Origin of the sequence: Serratia sp. X3 (genome assembly GCF_014982455.1) — a bacterium.
Taxonomy (GTDB): domain Bacteria; phylum Pseudomonadota; class Gammaproteobacteria; order Enterobacterales; family Enterobacteriaceae; genus Serratia; species Serratia ureilytica.
On the sequence record NZ_JADCNB010000001.1, the window covers coordinates 1159948 to 1176566 of the forward strand.

At 62.2% G+C, this 16619-nt stretch carries 14 protein-coding genes; 7 read left to right on the forward strand and 7 right to left on the reverse strand.

The window, feature by feature from the left end; genetic code table 11:
- Positions 1-60 precede the first annotated feature (60 nt).
- Positions 61-966 (forward strand): LysR family transcriptional regulator, encoded by a 906-nt coding sequence (locus IMX17_RS05460; RefSeq protein WP_046898282.1) that lies wholly within the window; start codon positions 61-63, stop codon positions 964-966.
- A 20-nt stretch (positions 967-986) separates the two neighbouring features.
- Here the strand turns inward: IMX17_RS05460 and IMX17_RS05465 are convergent, their stop codons facing one another.
- Positions 987-1580, reverse strand: coding sequence for a TetR/AcrR family transcriptional regulator (locus IMX17_RS05465; protein ID WP_046898283.1), 594 nt, complete (start codon positions 1578-1580; stop codon positions 987-989).
- 140 nt (positions 1581-1720) lie between these two features.
- Here IMX17_RS05465 and IMX17_RS05470 point away from each other — a divergent pair, with 140 nt between their 5' ends.
- The 3 genes from IMX17_RS05470 to IMX17_RS05480 are packed head-to-tail and all read left to right on the forward strand — an operon-like array spanning position 1721 to position 4588.
- A complete protein-coding gene (locus tag IMX17_RS05470; RefSeq protein WP_193549418.1) occupies positions 1721-2776 on the forward strand; it encodes a sugar phosphate isomerase/epimerase in 1056 nt (351 codons plus the stop codon).
- A 26-nt stretch (positions 2777-2802) separates the two neighbouring features.
- Complete coding sequence (locus tag IMX17_RS05475; protein WP_193549419.1) at positions 2803-3696, forward strand: alpha/beta fold hydrolase; 894 nt, start codon at positions 2803-2805, stop codon at positions 3694-3696.
- A complete protein-coding gene (locus IMX17_RS05480) occupies positions 3686-4588 on the forward strand; it encodes an alpha/beta hydrolase (protein ID WP_193549420.1) in 903 nt (300 codons plus the stop codon). Before IMX17_RS05475 ends, IMX17_RS05480 begins: the two co-directional genes overlap by 11 nt.
- A 49-nt stretch (positions 4589-4637) precedes the next feature.
- Here IMX17_RS05480 and IMX17_RS05485 read toward each other — a convergent pair whose 3' ends face one another.
- Positions 4638-6071, reverse strand: a complete 1434-nt coding sequence (locus tag IMX17_RS05485; RefSeq protein WP_042784596.1) for an NAD-dependent succinate-semialdehyde dehydrogenase — start codon at positions 6069-6071, stop codon at positions 4638-4640.
- A gap of 196 nt (positions 6072-6267) precedes the next feature.
- Here IMX17_RS05485 and IMX17_RS05490 point away from each other — a divergent pair, with 196 nt between their 5' ends.
- Positions 6268-7095, forward strand: coding sequence for an AraC family transcriptional regulator (locus IMX17_RS05490; RefSeq protein ID WP_046898287.1), 828 nt, complete (start codon positions 6268-6270; stop codon positions 7093-7095).
- A 98-nt stretch (positions 7096-7193) separates the two neighbouring features.
- Entirely contained in the window at positions 7194-8162 is a 969-nt protein-coding gene (locus tag IMX17_RS05495) for a DMT family transporter (protein ID WP_193549421.1), read from the forward strand.
- A gap of 27 nt (positions 8163-8189) precedes the next feature.
- Here IMX17_RS05495 and fusA read toward each other — a convergent pair whose 3' ends face one another.
- Positions 8190-10295, reverse strand: a complete 2106-nt coding sequence (fusA, locus tag IMX17_RS05500; RefSeq protein WP_033650331.1) for an elongation factor G — start codon at positions 10293-10295, stop codon at positions 8190-8192.
- Positions 10296-10543: 248 nt separating this feature from the next.
- Complete coding sequence (locus IMX17_RS05505) at positions 10544-10792, reverse strand: DUF883 family protein (protein ID WP_004938127.1); 249 nt, start codon at positions 10790-10792, stop codon at positions 10544-10546.
- 221 nt (positions 10793-11013) lie between these two features.
- Between IMX17_RS05505 and IMX17_RS05510 the strand changes: the two genes are divergently transcribed.
- On the forward strand, positions 11014-12510 hold the full coding sequence (locus tag IMX17_RS05510) for an alpha/beta hydrolase (protein ID WP_182264416.1): 1497 nt from the start codon (positions 11014-11016) through the stop codon (positions 12508-12510).
- 46 nt (positions 12511-12556) lie between these two features.
- Here IMX17_RS05510 and IMX17_RS05515 read toward each other — a convergent pair whose 3' ends face one another.
- The 3 genes from IMX17_RS05515 to IMX17_RS05525 are packed head-to-tail and all read right to left on the reverse strand — an operon-like array spanning position 12557 to position 16224.
- Positions 12557-13594, reverse strand: a complete 1038-nt coding sequence (locus tag IMX17_RS05515) for an ABC transporter ATP-binding protein (protein WP_047026070.1) — start codon at positions 13592-13594, stop codon at positions 12557-12559.
- Positions 13591-15174, reverse strand: a complete 1584-nt coding sequence (locus IMX17_RS05520) for an iron ABC transporter permease (protein ID WP_047575116.1) — start codon at positions 15172-15174, stop codon at positions 13591-13593. Before IMX17_RS05520 ends, IMX17_RS05515 begins: the two co-directional genes overlap by 4 nt.
- A 33-nt stretch (positions 15175-15207) precedes the next feature.
- The gene (locus IMX17_RS05525; RefSeq protein ID WP_089197089.1) at positions 15208-16224 is read right to left on the reverse strand and encodes an iron ABC transporter substrate-binding protein; all 1017 of its coding nucleotides are present in this window, start codon (positions 16222-16224) and stop codon (positions 15208-15210) included.
- Positions 16225-16619: the final 395 nt, after the last annotated feature.

Consider the following 16619-nt stretch of genomic DNA (forward strand, 5'->3'; position numbering starts at 1 on the left):
TCCCCTTGATGTGTCTAATACTATTGTGGCGCTTTCTTAATACATTTAAGGTATCACGATATGCTTACTCTGCGTCAGCTCCGCCAATTTCTTGTGGTTGCGGAAACAATGAATGTCCGGAAAGCGGCCGAGCGTTTGCATATGGCTCAACCCCCGCTGACAAAAGCGATCCGTCAAATGGAAGAGGTTTTGGGCACCCGGCTTTTTGAGCGAACCAATCGAATAACGGCATTGACTCCCGCAGGGGCAGTGTTGCAGAAGGAAGCGGTTACGACGCTCATGCAGATGGAACGGTCGATGTTACTGACACGACGCGCCGGCCAGGGAATGACGGGGGGGTTGCGCATCGGTTTTGTCGCTTCCGCCGTCAGACATCTGCTTCCCGAAATGGTCGCTCGTTTTCACTTTTCCTGTCCGCAGGTTGTTCTTGAATTGAAAGAAATGACGACGGCGCGACAGGTTGTGAGCCTTTTGGAAGACACGCTTGATATTGGCATTGCGGTTTTACCTGTTCCTGAATACGCCATACCGAAACTGTCTTGCCATCCATTTTTTAGCTGCCCGCTGATTGCCGTTTTGCCGAGTAAACATCCTGCCGGAACAAGCGGCGTTCTTTCGCTTTCTGCCCTGGCCAGGGAGCCGTGGGTATTGTTTCCTGAGCAAGAAGGGCCAGGTCTCTATCGCGCTATCATTGAGGCCTGCGAAAAGGCAGGATTTGCTCCTGAGGTTGTTCAGCGAGCCGTGCAGATGGAAACGATAGTCGGCCTTGTTGCTTCGGGATTAGGAGTTAGCCTGGTCCCTGAATTCATGCAAAAAAGCGGCTGGGCAAACGTTTCTTTTTGTCGGCTTAGTGGAGAACAGATCCCGTATCAGGTTGCTTTGATTCATAAGCCGGAAAATACTAATCCTCACGTCGCAGATTTTGTCACAAACGCGGTTCCTTCACCGCCATTCGTGCCCACATAGAAGGCGCGCCTGAGGATCGATCAAACACGGCTATCCAAAGCCGTAAGCGCCACCGTGACCGCGGCCAACAACCGCGCTTGCGTGACGCCGTCACGCGCCTGAATCGACAGGCCGTGCAGGAAGACGGCGAAATAGTCACCCAGGCTGTCGGCGTCGGTGTCGGCCGGCAATTCGCCGGTTTGCACCGCCTGCCGCAGCCGTTCGACGATCTGCTGCGTGCGCTGCAGCCGATGCTCTGCCAGCCAGGCTTTTAGCCCGTCGTTTTCTGCGCTGACGCTGGCGGCGGCGGAGACCACCATGCAGCCTTGCGGCAGATCGGGCCGACTATAGAGCCGTACGGCGTCTTCCAGCAGGCGTTTGATCGCCGGCCGAATGCCGCTTTCCTGCGCGAAGGCGCGATCGGCAAAGCCGCCTTCTGCGGTTTCGTAACTGGCGATCGCCTCGCGGAACAGCTGCTCTTTGGAGCCGAACGCTTTGTAGATGCGTGCGGAAGCGATGCCCAACTCCGCCACCAGATCCGACATCGAAGTGCCTTCGTAACCTTGCCGCCAGAATAAGTTTCGCGCCTTCAATAGCGCCTGTTCGCGATCGAACTCGCGCGGTCTGCCTGCCATTCGCTGCTCCAATTTACCTGCCATTCAGCGACATAGGATCGCTTAAATCGACGGGAATACCAATGCCTTTATAAATTTCGCTTGCGGTCGCCGCGCTTTGCTCCTATTGTTTGTCAATCGACAATCAATAGGAGTTTACAATGAAAACCCTCAAAGGTCCAAGCCTGCATCTCGCACAATTCAGCGATGACGCGGCGCCGTTCAACAGCTTGCCCGCCATTGCCGAGTGGGCGGCGCGAACTGGTTTTACCGCCTTGCAGATCCCGGCCTGGGATCGGCGTTTATTCGACGTGGCCACCGCTGCGGAAAGCCAAACTTACTGCGACGATTTGACCGGCATGTTGGCGGAGCAGGGGTTGGTGGTCAGCGAACTGACCAGCCATATCTTCGGCCAGCTGATGGCGGTGCACCCGGCTTACGATGCGCTGTGCGACAGCTTTGCGCCGCCGGCGCTGCAGGGCGATCCCAAGGCCCGCAGCGAGTGGGCGCTGCAGCAAATGCTTTTGGCGGTGAAGGCGTCGGCGCGGCTGGGGCTCAGCGAACTGGGCACCTTTTCCGGTTCGCTGGCCTGGCCCTATCTGTTCCCGTTCCCGCAGCGCCCGGCCGGGCTGATCGACACCGCGTTCGGCGAGCTGGCCAAACGCTGGCTGCCGGTGCTCAACGCCTGCGACGAGCAGGGCATCAACCTGTGCTACGAAATTCACCCGAGTGAAGATCTGCATGACGGCGTGACCTACGAGATGTTTCTGGAACGCGTCGGCCACCACCCACGTTGCCGGGTGCTGTTCGATCCGAGCCACATGGTGTTGCAACAGCTGAACTATCTGGAGTTTATCGATATTTATAAGGACGTTATCGGCATGTTCCACGTTAAGGACGCCGAGTTCAATCCGACCGGTCGGCAGGGCATTTACGGCGGCTATCAATCCTGGACCGATCGCGCCGGCCGCTTCCGCTCGCTGGGCGACGGCCAGGTCGATTTCAACGGTATATTTTCCCGGCTGACGCAGTATGGCTATCAGGGGTGGGCGACGCTGGAGTGGGAGTGCTGCCTGAAAAACCCGCAGGACGGCGCGCGCGAAGGCGCGGCCTTCATTCGCGATCGCATTATCCGTGTCACCGACAAAGTGTTTGATGACTTCGCCGGTGCGCCGGTCAACCCACAGCAGATCAATGCGTTGCTCGGCATTCGCTGAGCCTGACCCCACAGGGAGTTAACCCCATGAAACACAGTCAAAACGAGATCCTGTTGCAGGATCTCGGGGCGGAACACGTCTATACCCAGGTCAATGGCCAACGTATCCACTGCGTGATAGCCGGTGAAGGGCGGCCGGTGTTGCTGATCCCCGGCTGGCCGCAAACCTGGTACACCTGGCGCCATGTGATGCGCGCCTTGGCGGCGGCCGGTTTTCAGGCGATCGCCGTCGATCCGCCGGGCATCGGCGACTCTGACAAGTCCGCTGGCGGCTATGACACCGGCAGCGTCGGCGCGGCGTTGCACGCGATGATGGCGCAACTGGGCCACGAACGTTACCAACTGGTCGGCCACGACATCGGCATGTGGATCGGTTATGCCATGGCGAGCGATTTCCCGCAGGCGGTGGAGCGTCTGGTGCTGACGGAGGCGGTGATCCCCGGGCTGGCGCCGCCGCCGCCGATTTTCGTCGCGCCGGAGGAGAATATCTTCCTGTGGCATTTCATGTTCAACCAATTGGCGGATTTGCCGGAGACCCTGACCCAGGGGCGCGAGCGGGAGTATCTTGGCTATATCTTCAACCGCTGGTCTTATCGGCGCGATCGGGTGGCGGCTGAGGTCTATATCGCCGCCTATTCGGCGCCGGGCGGCCTGCGCGCCGGATTCGACTATTACCGGGCGATCCCGGAGACCGTTCGCCAGAACCGGCTGCGCGCCGCCACGCCGTTGACGATGCCGGTGTTGACGGTGGGAGCGGAGCACGCCACCGGCGACGCGCCGCTGACGACGCTACGGGGCAATGCGCGCGATCTGCGGGGCGAAACGGTCGCCGGCTGCGGCCATTTCATCACCGAGGAGTGTCATGAGGCGTTTATCGCACTGATTACGCCGTTCTTGGCGGGAGAACAACATGCCGCTTGATGAACGCATCGCCGCCTTTTTGACGGCATCGGTCGACGCACTGCCACCCGCGTCGCTGGCGGAAATGCGCACGGCCACGGAAAGCGGTTTGCGTCTGCTGCAGGGCGAAGCGGCACCGAGCGGCGGCGTCAGGGATTTTACGCTGGTCGCCGCCGATGGGCACCGGATTGCGCTGCGCGCTTATCTACCGGCGGGGGAAAGGCGCGCTGCCGCACAACCGGCGATGCTGTTCGCCCACGGCGGCGGCTGGTGCCTCGGTTCGCTGTCGCTGTATGACCAGCCCTGCCAGGCGCTGGCTAACGCAACCGGCCGGGTGATCCTGTCGGTCGACTATCGTCTGGCGCCAGAGTATCCGTTTCCGCAGCCGCTGGAAGATGTCTATCAGGCGCTCTGCTGGGTGGTGCAACAGGCGCCGCAGTTGGGGATCGACGCGCAGCGCTTGGCGGTGGGGGGCGACAGCGCCGGGGGCAATCTGGCGGCGGCGGTCGCGCTGCTGGCGCGGGATCGCGGCGGCCCGCATATCGAGCGTCAGCTGCTGCTGTATCCGGCGCTCAGCCGCGAAATGGCGACGAGGAGCTATCGCGAGTTTGCCGAGGGGCACTTTCTGACGCGCGACGCGATGGTATTTTGTTGGCAGCAGTATCTGGCTCAGCGGCGCGAACCCTACGGCGAACCGCTGCACGCCGCCACGCTGCGCGGGTTACCGCCGGCCACCATTCTGAGCTGCGAATATGATCCGCTGCGCGATGAGGCCGAGGAGTATGCGCAGCGGCTGCGCGAGGCGGGCGTGTCGGTACGCTGTGAACGGTTGCCGGGCATGGTGCATGCCTGCATTCACATGTTGGGGCTGACCCCGGCGGCGCGGCGCCTGTTCGAGCTGGCCGGTGAGTAAAAAAAAAGCCCCGCATTGCGGGGCTTCTGGCTATTCATCCGAGGTGCGATTAACGGCCGGCGACGGTGACAAAGCGCGTTTCCAGGTAGGATTCGATCGCTTCGCTGCCGCCTTCGGTGCCGTGGCCGGAGTCCTTCACGCCGCCAAACGGCGTTTCCGGCAGGCCGAAACCGATGTGGTTGATGCTCAGCATGCCGCTCTCCACGTCGCGCCCCAGCGCATTGACGGTGGCGATGTTGCGGCTGTAGGCGTACGCGGCCAGCCCGTACGGCAGGCGGTTGGCTTCGGCGATCGCCTCGTCGTAGGTGGCGAACGGGCGCAGCAGGGCGACCGGGCCAAACGGCTCTTCCGACATGGCGCGCGCGCTCAGCGGCACGTCGCGCAGCACCGTCGGCTCGAAGAAGTTGCCTTTGCCCGCCACGCGTTTGCCGCCGGTGCTGGCCTTCGCCCCGTGGGCGATAGCGTCCTGCACCAGCGCCTCGATATTGTCGACGCTGCGGCCCAGCACCATCGGCCCCATCGTCACGCCGTCTTCCAGCCCGTTGCCGAGCTTGAGTTCACGCACCGCGGCGGTGAATTTCTCCACGAAGGCTTCATAAACGCCTTGCTGGATCAGGAAGCGGGTCGGGGCGATACAGACCTGGCCGGCGTTGCGGAACTTGGATTGCGCCAGCTCTTTGGCCGCCGCGTCGAGATCGGCGTCGTCGAAGATCAGCACCGGCGCGTGGCCGCCCAGCTCCATGGTGGCCTTTTTCATATGCTGGCCGGCCAGCGCAGCCAGATGCTTGCCCACGCGGGTGGAGCCGGTGAAGGAGATCTTGCGAATGGTCGGATGCGGGATCAGGTATTCCGAGATTTCCGCCGGGGTGCCGTACACCAGCGCGATCACCCCGGCCGGAATGCCGGCGTCGGCGAAGGCTTTGATCAGCTCAGCCGGTGAGGCCGGCGTTTCTTCCGGACCTTTGACGATGATTGAACAACCCGCCGCCAGCGCGGCGGACAGCTTGCGCACGATCTGGTTGATCGGGAAGTTCCACGGCGTGAAGGCGGCCACCGGGCCGACCGGCAGTTTCAGGGTTTGCTGCTGCACGTCGCGAGCGCGGGACGGAATAATCTGCCCGTAGGTGCGGGTGGCTTCGCCGGCGAACCAGTCGATCACGTCGGCGGCGTTGAGAATTTCGATTTTGGCCTGCGCCACCGGCTTACCCTGTTCCTGCGTCATGATGGCGGCGATGGCGTCGGCGCGTTCGCGCAGCAGCGCAGCGGCTTTGCGCATCAGGTTGGCGCGCTGGTGTGCGGCGGTGTTTCGCCAAACGTTAAACCCGCGTTCGGTGGCGGCCAGCGCCAGATCGAGATCCTCTGCGGCGGCGTGCGCCACTTGACCGATGATCTCGTCGGTAGCGGGGTTGGAGACCGGCAGGGTTTTTCCGGCCAGCGCGCTGCGCCATTGTCCATCGATATACAGTTGAGTATCCGGATACATTGTTGCCTCTTGTTTGCGGAGTGTCAGGGGCCGATGAGCTTCGCGATGCGGCCCGTCTGAAAGGGACAGGGACCTTAACCCTACGCCGAATGGCGCCGATCGTCCAGGCGAGGGGCACGAAAGGACCAGGGCGGCTACTCAACCGGCGATGTTTTGGCTATGCTGAGCAGATTGTCAGCACGGATGAGGAGGTCGGGTGCAAGGGGTTCCACAACAGTTTCCGTTCGAGAAGGACTGCGCGCAGTTCCGGCATTTGTCGCATCTGCCCGGCGTCGAACTCTATCAGGCGCATATCGAACGCTATGCCTTCGAGCCGCATACCCACGACGCCTTCGCCATCGGTACCGTGGACACCGGGGCCGAGCGTTTTCGCTATCGCGGGGCGCAGCACCTGGCGGCGCCGGGCGCGCTGGTGCTGATGAATCCTGACGAGCTGCATACCGGCGAAGCCGAAACGCCGGGCGGTTGGTGTTATCGCATGCTCTATCTGGCCCCCGAGGCGCTGGAGCAGCTGTCCGGCGATCGGAGCCAGTGGTTCACCGATGCGGTGCGCCACGATCCGCGGGCGGCGCAGCGCCTGTCCGCCATTCTCGCCGCGCTGTGGCAAACCGACGATCCGCTTACGCTCGACGGCCTGCTGTTGGAAGCGGTGGCGTTGCTGCAACCGCACATCCGCACAGGGCGCCGGGAGAAAGCCGAGGCGGCGCACCGTTTCGAGGTGGTGAAAAGCTACCTGCACGATAACTTCGCCGAGGCCATAACGCTCAACCAACTGGCCGAGCTGGTATCGCTCAGCCCGTACCATTTCCTGCGCAAGTTTAAGGCCGAATATCACGTCTCGCCGCAGCAGATGCTGATGGCGATCCGGCTGTCGCAGGCCAAACGCATGCTGGAGCGCGGCATGCCCGCCGCACAGGTGGCGGCGGCGGCGGGGCTGACCGATCAGGCGCACCTGACGCGCGCCTTCGCCAACCGTTACGGCGTCACGCCAGTGCGTTTCCAGAAACAGGTGAAATTGGGCTAAAACAGCAACCTGCTACAATAATTCCTCCCCGCGTTTTCGTTACTCTGCCGCTGTCTTGTCGGGCGGGTTGGCCGCACCGGCCGTTTGTCGGAGTCGTTATGTTCATTGGCGTTGTGTTTGCCCTGGCCGCCGGGCTGATGTGGGGATTGATTTTCGTCGGTCCGTTGCTGGTACCGGACTATCCCGCTGCGCTGCAGTCCACCGGGCGCTATCTGGCCTTCGGGCTGATCGCCTTGCCGCTGGCGTGGTTCGATCGCCGCCGCCTGCGCAAGCTGCGGCGCCAGGATTGGTGGGAAGCGCTCAAGCTGACGGCTATCGGCAATCTGCTGTACTACCTGTGCCTGGCCAGCGCCATTCAGCGCACCGGTGCGCCGGTGTCGACCATGATCATCGGCACCTTGCCGGTAGTGATCGCCATTTGCGCCAATCTGTTTTACGGCCGGCACGACGGGCGCCTGGCCTGGGGCAAACTGGCGCCGGCGCTGCTGTTGATCGTCGGTGGATTGGCGTGCGTGAACGTCGCCGAGCTGCGCGGCAATGCGGTGCCGATCGACGGCTGGCACTATCTCAGCGGTCTTGGGCTGGCCGTGTTGGCGGTGGCGTGCTGGACCTGGTTCCCGCTGCGCAATTCACGCTGGCTGCGGGAGAATCCGACGCAGCGTCCGGCCACCTGGGCCACGGCCCAAGGGCTGGTGACGCTGCCGCTGGCGCTGCTGGGCTATCTGGCGGTCTGCGGTCAGTTGGCGCTGAGCGAGCCGGCGTTCGCCTTGCCGTTCGGCCCGCGCCCTGAGGTGTTTATCCCGCTGATGCTGATCATCGGCGTGTTCTGTTCCTGGCTGGGGGCGCTGTGCTGGAACGAAGCCAGCCAGCGGCTGCCGACGGTGTTGGTGGGGCCGCTCATCGTGTTCGAAATTCTGGCGGGGCTGGCGTATACCTTTCTGTTGCGCCAGACCTGGCCGCCGCTGCTGACGCTGGCGGGCATCGTCTGTCTGATCGCCGGCGTGGTGTACGCCATGCGCATCAAACCGCAGCCCGTGGTGGTGGCGCTGGAGGAAAAGCAGGGGTGACGCCCGCCGTGGCGGCGGGCGTGAGGGTTAACGCTTGCTGTGGTGAATGATTTCTTCAGCCACGTTGCGCGGCGCTTCGGCGTAGTGGCTGAATTCCATGGTGTAGGTGGCACGGCCCTGCGACATCGAACGCAGGGTGGTCGAGTAGCCGAACATCTCGGACAGCGGCACCTTGGCGCGAATTTCCTTGCCGCCGCCGCCCGGGATCTCTTCCATGCCCTGCACCAGACCGCGACGTGAGGAGAGATCGCCCATCACGTTGCCGGCGTAATCCTCCGGCGTTTCCACTTCCACCGACATGATCGGCTCAAGGATCACCGGATCCGCCAGGCGGCAAGCGTCCTTGAAGCCGAAGATCGCCGCCATGCGGAACGCCTGTTCCGACGAGTCGACGTCATGGTAAGACCCGAAGGTCAGGTGCACCTTGACGTCCACCACCTGATAACCGGCCAGCACGCCGTTATTCAGCGCCTCGAGCACGCCTTTTTTCACCGCCGGGATAAACTCGCCGGGAATGACGCCGCCCTTGATCTCATCGAAGAATTCGAAGCCTTTGCCGGGTTCGTTCGGCTCGACGGTCAGCACCACGTGGCCGTATTGCCCTTTACCGCCGGACTGGCGCACGAACTTGCCTTCCACGTCGGCCACCCGTTTGCGGATGGTTTCGCGGTACGACACCTGCGGCTTGCCGGTGGTGGTCTCCACCCCGAACTCACGGCGCATGCGATCGACGATAATCTCCAGGTGCAGCTCGCCCATGCCGTAGATAATGGTCTGGCCGGATTCTTCATCGGTGCGCACCCGGAACGACGGATCTTCCGAAGAGAGGCGCTGCAGCGCGATGCCCATTTTCTCCTGGTCGCCCTTGGTTTTAGGCTCGATCGCCTGGGCGATCACCGGCTCGGGGAAGGTCATGCGCTCCAGCGTGATGATGGCGCCGGGATCGCACAGCGTATCGCCGGTGGTGACATCCTTCAGGCCGACGCAGGCGGCGATGTCGCCGGCGTGCAGCTCGTCGATGTCCTTACGATCGTTGGCATGCATTTGCACGATGCGGCCGATGCGCTCCTTTTTGCCCTTGATTGGGTTATAAACGCTGCTGCCTTTGGCCAGCACCCCGGAATAGACGCGCACGAAGGTGAGTTGGCCGACGAACGGGTCGGTCATCAGCTTAAACGCCAGCGCCGAGAATTTTTCGTTGTCGTCGGCTTTGCGAGTGATGATTTCATCGTGTTCGCCGTGGCCCTCCATCGGCGGCACGTCGAGCGGCGAGGGCATCAGCTCGATCACCGCGTCCAGCATGCGCTGCACGCCTTTGTTGCGGAACGCCGATCCGCACAGCATCGGCTGGATTTCGCCGGCGACGGTGCGCACCCGCAGCCCGTGAACGATCTCCTCTTCGCTCAGCGGTACCTGATTGAGGTATTTCTCCATCAGTTCTTCCGACGCTTCGGCGGCCGCCTCAATCATGTTTTCACGCCACTCCTGCGCCGATTCGCGCAGGTCGGCCGGGATTTCTTCGAAACTGAAGTTCATGCCCTGCGAGGCTTCGTCCCACAGAATGGCTTTCATCCGCACCAGATCCACCACGCCGCTGAAGCGGTCTTCGGCGCCGATAGGAATAACGATCGGCACCGGGTTGGCTTTGAGGCGCTCGATCATCATTTTGCGCACGCGGAAAAAATCCGCGCCGATGCGGTCCATCTTGTTGACGAACGCCAGCCGCGGCACTTTGTATTTGTTGGCCTGGCGCCAGACGGTTTCCGACTGCGGCTGCACGCCGCCCACCGAGTCATAGACCATGACGGCGCCGTCCAGCACGCGCATCGATCGCTCCACTTCAATGGTGAAATCGACGTGCCCGGGAGTGTCGATGATATTGATGCGGTGCTGCGGATAATTATGCTGCATGCCGTTCCAGAAGCAGGTGGTGGCCGCCGAGGTGATGGTGATGCCGCGCTCTTGTTCCTGCGCCATCCAGTCCATGGTCGCCGCGCCGTCATGCACTTCGCCCAGCTTGTGGCTGACCCCGGTGTAAAACAGAATCCGCTCGGTGGTGGTGGTCTTGCCGGCATCGATATGCGCGGAGATGCCGATATTGCGGTAACGTTCGATAGGGGTGGTGCGAGCCATAATCAACCTTTCTTAGCCGCGTGAAAGAGAGCGGCTTAAACAGCATGGATAATGATGATAATCCTCATAGGGTTATCCGCCGGATCGCAGAGCCTTGCTCTGGTCACAAACTAATCGTAGTTGAAGGCGTTGGTTTTTTTAAGCGATGGTTATGATAGATGAAAATTTGCACGCACAACGGCGCCGGCGCAGAAAAGGGCGAAAAAAAGGCCCGTAACGGGCCTATTGTCGTAGGGCGCATTCGCCGCTTATTTGCGTCCCAGCAGGAAGCCGAAAACGATGCCGACCGCCGCCGCAACGGCCACGCCGGCCAGCGGGTTGGCTTCCACCTGCGTTCTTACGCTGTCCGCTGCGTCACGGGCGGCATAGCTGGCCTGGGAGGCGTACTTGCGCGCCGCGCCGCGCACCTGATGCTCCGGCGAATCGACGGCTTTACCGAACGCTTCTTCTACCGCGCCTGCGGCTTCATTGGCTTTGTCTTCCGCTTTACCAAACATGCTGCTCTCCTGTTCCTTGTGGGTTAACGAACTCTAAGCCTAGCAGGTGAACGGCGTTTTTTGCAGCATTCTGTGCGTTATAAGATCAATCCGAGCAAAGAAAAGTCTTTCCATACGCCCGGCGTCGGCTTCACCCGCGCGTTTTTTTATGTTCTATTGGCTAGCGGTTTAACCGAATATCGTTACCCTTTGACCGATTCGTTGAGTTGAAAGGACTCCCCATGTCAGTACTGCGTATTCTGGCGCTGCTCGCCGCGACCGCCGCCGCGTTGCCCGCCCAGGCCAAACCTGCGGCTCACGGCGCGGCGCCCGAGAACGGCGTTCGTTGGCAATCTTGTCTCAACAGCGGCTTTCAGCGTTGGTTCGATGAAGCGCCGCCGGCGGGGCTGCGCTGCGGCTACCTCGACGTGCCGTTGGCTTACGCCACGCCTCCCGCCCATTCGGCGCAGGCGGGGGAGCCGACCGTGCGTCTGGCGCTGACCCTGCTGCCCGCGACCGGGCCGAAAAAGGGCAGCGTCGTGGTGATCAGCGGCGGGCCGGGCCTGCCGGGGATCAATCCTTATCTCGGCAACGACGCCCACGTCGCCAAACTGCGTAAATCCTACGACATCATCGGTTACGATCCGCGCGGCGTAGGTCAATCGACGCCAAAAATTTCCTGCCAGCTGGCCGAAGGTGACGAAACCCCGACGCCGGACGACAACGACGTGGCCGGCGCGGAGAACCAGACGCGCACCCTGATCGCCGCCTGCATCAAACAGACCGGCGCGGACGTGCTACAACACATCGGCACCGACGAGGCGGTCAACGATCTGAACGCGATCCGCCACGCGCTGGGCGAACCGGGGCTGACGGCGGTGGCGTACTCTTACGGTACCAAGGTGGCGGCGCTGTATGCCGAACGTTTTCCGAAGAAAACGCGCGCGCTGGTGCTGGACGGGGTGGTGGATCTGGCGGAGGACGATTTCACCCAGCGCATGAATCAGGAGCGAGGCTTCCAGCAAAGTTTCCTGCGTTTCGCCGCCTATTGCGGAAAAACCGACAGCTGCCAGCTTGGCGGCGGCGCCAATCAGGCGCTTCAGCGTTATCACGCTTTGCTGCGCAAGCTGCATGAGCAGCCGTTCGTCACTGCGGCGGGCTATGAAATCTCCGCCGACGATGTGCTGACGGTGACGCGTTCGCTGCTGTTGTGGCCGGAGCGCTGGCATGAACTGGCCACCTTACTGCGCCAGCTCGATGCCGGCATCGCCGGGCAACAGGTTGCCGATCTGATCGACGAAAGCTATTCTCCGGATGCCGATGATGCCCTGAACGTCATCACCTGCGCCGACGTCGCCAACCCAACGGCCGATCCGCAGCTGTTGCGCAGGCAGCGGCAGGAGATCAATACCGCCGCTTTATATGCCCACTATCTGCCGCTGCACGAGTATCCGCTGGAAATGTGCGATCTGTGGCCGTACCGCGGCAAAGATCGGCCGCACATGCCGGTGGCGTCCGCCGCGCTGCCGCCGCTGCTGTTCGTCGCCCAGCGCTACGATCCAACCACGCCGTACCGTAATGCTCAGGTGATGGCCTCGGCCTTTAAAAGCCCGCTGATCACCCGCGAACGCGACGGACATACGTTGGCGCTGAACGGCATCGACAGCTGCGTCGACGAAAGCGTGGTGGAGTATCTGCTGGCGCCGAAAAAGCCGCGCCGCGACAAGGTTTGCCGCTGAGGAAGCCGGGCGTTGGCCCGGCCTTCAAGCCTCGCTCCCCACACTCTCAGCCGGTGAAAATATGCGCTTGCCCCATCACGTTGAGACTGACCTGCGCCCCGGGCCGCAGGCCTTCGCGGCTGACGGTTTTGATCTCGAGCTGCGCGCCGTCGGCGGCCATTTGCAGATTGAGGGTGGAGACGAAGCCGGCGAAATCGATGCCGGTGATCACCGCCTGACCGCGCTGCGTCGGATCGGACAAACCGATTTGAATCTGCTCCGGACGCAGCATGATGCGCGCCGAACCGCTGCGTTGGCGATCGTCGACGGCGATGCGCCCCAATGCGCAGTCGGCCCAGCCGTGCGCCAGCTCGGCGGTCAGCACCAGCGTTTCGCCAAGGAAACTGGCGGTCGGTTCATCGACCGGGCGCAGATAAAGATCCTGCGGCGCGCCCACCTGCGCCAGCCGACCGTTGCGCATGACCGCCACCTGATCGGCGAACGACAGCGCCTCGCTCTGATCGTGGGTGACCAGGATCGACGCGACTTTGGCCTCCGTCAGGAGTTCGGCCACCGCTTTGCGGGTGGCGGCGCGCAGGCCGGTATCCAGCGCCGAGAACGGCTCATCCAGCAACATCAGCCGCGGTTGCTGTGACAAGGCGCGCGCCAATGCGACCCGCTGTTGCTGTCCGCCGGACAGCTCGTGCGGCCACAGGGCGGCCAGGCGACGATCCAGCGCCACCATCTCCATCAGCGCCTCGATGCGACGCTGTTTCTCGCGCTTGCTGCCTTTGAGGCCAAAACCGATGTTGCCGGCGACGGTAAAGTGCGGGAACAGCGCGCCATCCTGCGGGACGAAGCCGATGCCGCGCAGGTGCGCCGGTACCCAGCCGCCGCCGTTGCCCATCGCTTGCCCCTGCAGCAGAATTTGTCCGCCGTCGGGGATTTCAAAACCGGCGATAATGCGCAGCAGGGTGGTTTTGCCGGAGCCGGAAGGGCCGACGATCGCCGTGCGGCTGCCGGCGGCAACCTGCAGGTCGATGTGTTCCAGCACCCTAATGGCATTGTAAGATTTTCCGATACCGTGCAGTTCGAGCGTGCTCATAGTCCCGCCGTACGTTTAGATTGAGAGTAAAGAAGCCAGGTGAGCGGCAGCGACAGCGCCACCATAATCAGCGCATAAGGCGCGGCGGCGACATAGTCTATCTCGCTGGTCAGCGCCCAGAAACCGGTGGCCAGCGTACGGGTGCCGTTCGGCGCCAATAGCAGCGTGGCGGTCAACTCATTGGCGATCGCCAGGAACACCAGCGCGGCGCCCGCGGCGGCGCCCGGCGCCGCCAGCCGCAACGTGGTGCTCCACAGCGCCTGCGCCGGCGATTTGCCCAGGCTGCGCGCCACGTTTTCCAATTCCACCGGCGCCTGCGCGATGCCGGCGCGCAGGTTGATCAACGCCCGCGGCATAAACATCAGCAGATACGCCAGCAGCAGGGTGATCTCGGTTTGGTAAATCGGCCGGAAGCTGTGAATGGTGATGGTCACCAGCGCCAGCGCCACCACGATGCCGGGCAGCGAACTGGTCACGTAGTTGCAGCCTTCCAGCACCCGGTACAGGCGGGCCGGATAGCGCACCGACAGCCAGGCCATCGGAATGGCGCACAGCGTAATCAGCAGCGCGCCAGAGGCGGACAGCGACAGCGTTTGCCACAGCGCGGGCCACAGATCGGCGTTGCGCCAGACGTCGAGGCCACCCAGCCACAGCCAGCGGACCAGAGTGATGAAAGGCACGCCCAGCGCCAGCGCGGTCAGCGCGATCGGCAGCAGCAGCGCCAGCGCGGCGAGCGGCGCTGACAGGCGACGCGGCGTTTGGCTGCGGGCGCTGCCGGAACCGACGCGGGCATAGCGCGCGCGGCCGCGGCTTATCGCCTCAAGCAACAGCAGCCCCAGGCAGCACAGCACCAATACGCCGGCCAGCATGTTCGCCGCCGGGCCGTTGAAGGTTGACTGGAACTGATCGAAGATCGCGGTGGTGAAGGTATCGAAACGGATCATGGCGTACAGGCCGTACTCCGCCAGCAGGTGCAGCGCGATCAGCAGCGAACCGCCCCAGACCGCCAGCTTCAGCTGCGGCAACACCACGCGGAAAAACACCGCCGGCGGCCGGGAGCCGAGCGAGGTGGCGACGTCTTCGATACCGGGATCCAGACGGCGCAAGACCGCGGCGGCCGGCAGGTAGATAAATGGAAAATAGGCGAGCACCGAGATGAAAACGCCGGCGCCCAGGCCGTGCATCGACGGCACCAGACTGATCCAGGCATAGCTTTGCACAAAGGCCGGCACCGCCAGCGGCGCGGTCGCCAATACCGCCCAGAGACGGCGGCCCGGCAGCGTGGTGCGTTCGGTCAACCAGGCCAGGGCCACCCCCAGCACGGCGCAGATCGGCAGCGTCAGCACCACCAACAGCAGGGTATTCAACAGCAGTTCCGCCACGCGCGGGCGGAAAACCAGGGCTTTGACCGTTTGCCAGCCGGTTTCAAACGCCACGCCGATAACGAATCCCAGCGGCAGCAGCGCCAGCAACGACAGCAACACGGCGCAGGCCACCACGATCGGCCCCGGCCGCGGGTGACGAGGAATAGCGGAATAACGCCGCGCGGTCTGCGCGGCGTGGGTACTCAGGTTTGACATAACGATCAAAAACTCTCGGTTTGCCGGCGGACCTTACAGCAGGCCGGCCTCGGTCATCAGTTCGACAACTTTCTTACTGTTCAACTGCGCGGCGTCTACCTTTGGCGCGTCCAGATCTTTCAACGGCACCAGTTTCGGGTTGGAGGCCGCACCGACGCCGACGGCGTATTCGAAGGCGTTGTTGGTGCGCAGGATCTCCTGGCCCTGTTTGCCGGTGATCCACTTGATGAACGCCTGCGCCTGCTGCTGATGCTTGCTGGAAGCCAGCACGCCGCCGCCGGAGATGCTGACGAATGCGCCCGGATCCTGATGTTTGAAGTAATACAGCTTGATGTTTTTGCTGTTCTCGCCGGTTTTAGCGCCGTCGACGAACGGGTAGTAATGATAGATCACGCCGCTGTCGATCTGGCCGGCATTGACCGCTTTCATCACCGTGCTGTTGCCTTTATAGGCGGTAAAGTTGGTTTTCATCGCTTTCAGCCAGTCCAGCGTTGCTTTCTCGCCTTTCAGCGCCAGCAGCGCGCTGACGATCGCCTGGAAATCGGCGCCCGATGGCGAAGCGGCCCAGCGGCCTTTCCATTCCGGCTTGGCCAGATCCAGCAGCGACTTCGGCAACTGCGCGTCGGTCAGCTTGGCCGGGTTATAGACGAATACGGTAGAGCGGGCGGCGATGCCGATCCACCGGCCGTGGCTTGGGCGATATTGCGGCTCTACCTGGGCCAGCGTGGCGGCGTCGAGCGGGGCGAACAGCTTGGCGTTATCCACCAACACCATCGCCGGGGAGTTTTCCGTCAGGAACACGTCGGCAGGCGAGGCGCTGCCTTCCTGCACCAGCTGATTGCCCAGCTCGCTGTCGCCGCCGTTGCGCAGCGTGACTTTGATGCCGGTGTCTTTGGTGAAACCGTCGACCCAGGATTTCACCAGATTTTCGTGCTGGGCGTTGTAAATAACGATGCCCTGGTCGGCGGAGGCCGCCTGAGCGCCGAAGGCCAGCATCATCGAGGAGGCGAGCAGGGCCACCGGGCCGAGAGATGAAATACGCAGCTTCATGCAGTTATCCTTTTTAGCGTTCGAATGAGGAAAACGAATATCGCCTGGCAAGCGCAAGCAGCCCGATTTTAGCCAAGAACATCCATAATGATAGTGAAAACGATTCGTATTAAATTATTTTTGACGATCGCTCACAAAATGAATTGCCCTAAGGATACGTTAAGCTTCGGCTGGAATAATCTGGAATGATTGCCCGCATTATTTCTCTCCCTGCTTTCAAGATGTTGGTTCGGCCATGCCGGCCCTTGCGCCCGCTCTGTTGTTTATCGCCATCCTTTATCCAGTACTTCTTTGATAATGAAAGAAATTCAACACCGTTTTTGGTTATGACTCATAGCAATTAATGATTTAATTTATTCCACTGCCACATTGCATATTGAACGCGATAAAACACT